This window comes from Pseudomonas sp. NBRC 111131 (assembly GCF_001320525.1).
Taxonomy (GTDB): domain Bacteria; phylum Pseudomonadota; class Gammaproteobacteria; order Pseudomonadales; family Pseudomonadaceae; genus Aquipseudomonas; species Aquipseudomonas ceruminis.
On sequence record NZ_BCBH01000077.1, the window covers coordinates 1 to 2,641 of the forward strand.

Consider the following 2,641-nt stretch of genomic DNA (forward strand, 5'->3'; position numbering starts at 1 on the left):
TGCGGATTTCGGTGAACGTGACCGAGCGTTTCGCTAATACGTGACCGGTGCTTCCACCCCGGTTGCGCGGGTTCTGGATTGTAATCGCATCGGTCACGATGCGGCTTGTTCCTCGGCTTTTTTTCGGCGCAGCGACTCGCCTTTCATCGTCAGTCGGTAGGCGTTGTGCACCAGGCGGTCGAGGATGGCATCGGCCAGGGTCGGGTCGTTGATCCAGCCGTGCCAGTGCTCGATGGGCAGTTGGCTCGTCAGGATGGTGGAGCGGCTGCCAGCGCGGTCGTCGATCACCTCCAGCAGGTCATGCCGGGCTCCTTCCTCCAGCGGGGCTAGCGCCCAGTCGTCCAGCACCAGGACGTCGACCTTTGCCAGCTGTTGCAGGGTACGGCCGAAGCTGCCGTCGCCATGAGCGATGCGCAGTTGTTCCAGCAGGCGCGGGGTGCGCAGGTACAGGGTGCTATAGCCCTGGCGGCAGGCCTGGTTGCCCAGGGCGCAGGCCAGCCAGGTTTTGCCGGCACCGGTCGGGCCGGTCAGCAGCAGGTTGTGCTGCTGGCGGATCCAGTCGCCACTGGCCAGGGTGGCGATCAGACGCTCGTCCAGGGCGCGTCCGGAGCGGCGGTCGAGATCTTCCAGGCAGGCGTTGGCGTACTTGAGCTTGGCCTTCTTGCGCAGCCGTACCAGGCGCTGGTTGTCACGCCAGGCCAGTTCGCGGTCGAGCAGTAGGCCGAGGCGTTCATCGAAGCTCAGGCTGTGGCTGGCCGGCAGCGTCCATTGCTCTTCCAGGGCGCGGGCCATGCCGTCCAGGCGTAGCTGGTGCAGTTGATTCAGGGTGTGTTGCGGCATCATCGAACAGCTCCTGTTGCGGGGGTTGGTAGTAGTCGGCGCCACGGACGTTCTTGTGGTCGCCGGGTAAGGTCGTTTCGGCGGCACGCTGGGGCAGCGGCTGTTGATCCAGGCCTTGCTGGAGCAGGTTGCGCACGCTGCGCCCGGTGAAGGCGCGCAGGTGTACGGCACGTTCGGCAGCGGCTTCCAGGCGTGCATTGCCATAGCGCCGGGCCAGCGAGAGCAGGCCGAGGCAGGCGCGGTAGCCCATCTCCGGGTGCGGCTTGTGGGTCAGTTGGTGATCGATCAGTTGGCGCGTGTAGGGGCCGATCCGCGCGCCCCAGTCGAGCAGGCGTTGTGGCGTCCATTCGCGATGCGCCTGGTGCGCCGCGGGCATGTGCTCGCGCTGGGTACTGTAAGCGCCGCGTCGCCCCAGCAGCAGGTGGCTGGCCACCCGCCGGTTGCCATGCAGCACTTCCAGGGTGTGTGCCGTCAGTCGCACGTCCACGTTCTGCCGGGCCAGGGCGGAGGGCACGCTGTAGAAGCTGCCATTGACCTCGATGTGGTAGTCGATGCTGACCTTGCAGCGCTTGAAGGTGGCGACCTCGTAGGGATGCACCGGCAACGGTCGCAAGGCCGGACGATCCAGGCGCTCGAACCAGTCGCGCCGGCAGCCATCGAGCCGCTTGAACGGGCGCCGATTCAGATCCTCCAGCAGCTCGGCGATAGCCTGGTTAAGCGCATGCAGGCTGAAGAACTGCCGGTGGCGAAGCCGCGCCATGATCCAGCGCTCGACCACCTGCACCGCCACCTCGGCCTTGGCCTTGTCCTGGGGTTTGCGTGGCCGCGCCGGCAGCATCACGGTGTCGTAATGGCGGGCGCACTCCAGCGCCGCCCGGTTCAGGCCCGGCTCGTAGCGATCCGGCTGGGCGACCAGGGCGCGCGGATTGTCCGGCACAACCATTTCCGGCACGCCGCCAAAGTAGGTCAGAGCCTGGCCCAGCGAGGTCAGCCAGTCCACCTGGGTTTCGCCTGGCGTCGCGCAGGCATAGGTGTAATTCGAGGCGCCCAGGGCGGCGACGAAGATGTGCGCCCGGCGCACTTCGCCGGTGGCCGGGTCGACCACCGGCAGCGTCGGCCCGGCATAGTCGATGAATAGCTTCTCGCCCGCACGGTGCAGCTGACGCATCGAACGTTTGAGCGTCTGGGCGTAGCGCCGGTAGTGCTCGACGAACTGGGTGTAGCGGTAGGTCGGCTGGCCCGCATGCGCGGCGAGATATTCCTCCCACAGCAGCTGCAAGGTCACGCCCTTGCGTCGCAACTCGCGGTGGATGCTCAGCACATCGGGCAGCACTCGCTCACCGCGCGGCTTGTTCGTCGACGTCGGTGCAAACAAGGCGGCCGCCAGCGCGGCCTCGTCCATGGCCACCAGCGCCGGCCAGTCCAGCCCGGCCACCCGCGCCGCCGCGATGTACTTGCTAACCACGCCCTTGGACAGCTGCAAGGCACGGGCAATCTTCTCGTGGGACAAGCCGGCCTCAAACTTGAGGCGCAGACATTCTTTGATGTTTCGCATGGCTACTCGCGGCGCCGCCATCTTCCTCTCCCGAAATCGGTCGAGGATGGCGGCGCATCAGGTCATGCGCAACGAAGGGGAAGGCTTTCGCTAAGTCGTGACCGGCGATTTCGGTAAGCCGTGACCACCTGTTTCGGAACAGGCGGAAAATCGGTCACGTTGCTACCGAAATGAGCGGTCACGCGTTAGCGAAATGACCGGTCACGATCAACCGAAACGGCCGGTCACGGTGCTCCGAAATCCGCA

At 66.0% G+C, this 2,641-nt stretch carries 2 protein-coding genes; both read right to left on the reverse strand.

All coding sequences use genetic code 11. From position 1 onward, the window contains the following. Positions 1-93 precede the first annotated feature (93 nt). The gene (gene istB, locus APH34_RS28255; RefSeq protein ID WP_003460139.1) at positions 94-843 is read right to left on the reverse strand and encodes an IS21-like element IS1474 family helper ATPase IstB; all 750 of its coding nucleotides are present in this window, start codon (positions 841-843) and stop codon (positions 94-96) included. Further along, on the reverse strand, positions 731-2,416 hold the full coding sequence (gene istA, locus APH34_RS28260) for an IS21 family transposase (protein WP_054903781.1): 1,686 nt from the start codon (positions 2,414-2,416) through the stop codon (positions 731-733). Before istA ends, istB begins: the two co-directional genes overlap by 113 nt. Between the last annotated feature and the right edge of the window lie 225 nt (positions 2,417-2,641).

Coding starts and splice junctions, on each gene's coding strand:
- istB (WP_003460139.1), bottom strand. CDS start 843: ATGATGCCGCAACACACCCTGAATCAACTGCACCAGCTACGCCTGGAC.
- istA (WP_054903781.1), bottom strand. CDS start 2,416: ATGGCGGCGCCGCGAGTAGCCATGCGAAACATCAAAGAATGTCTGCGC.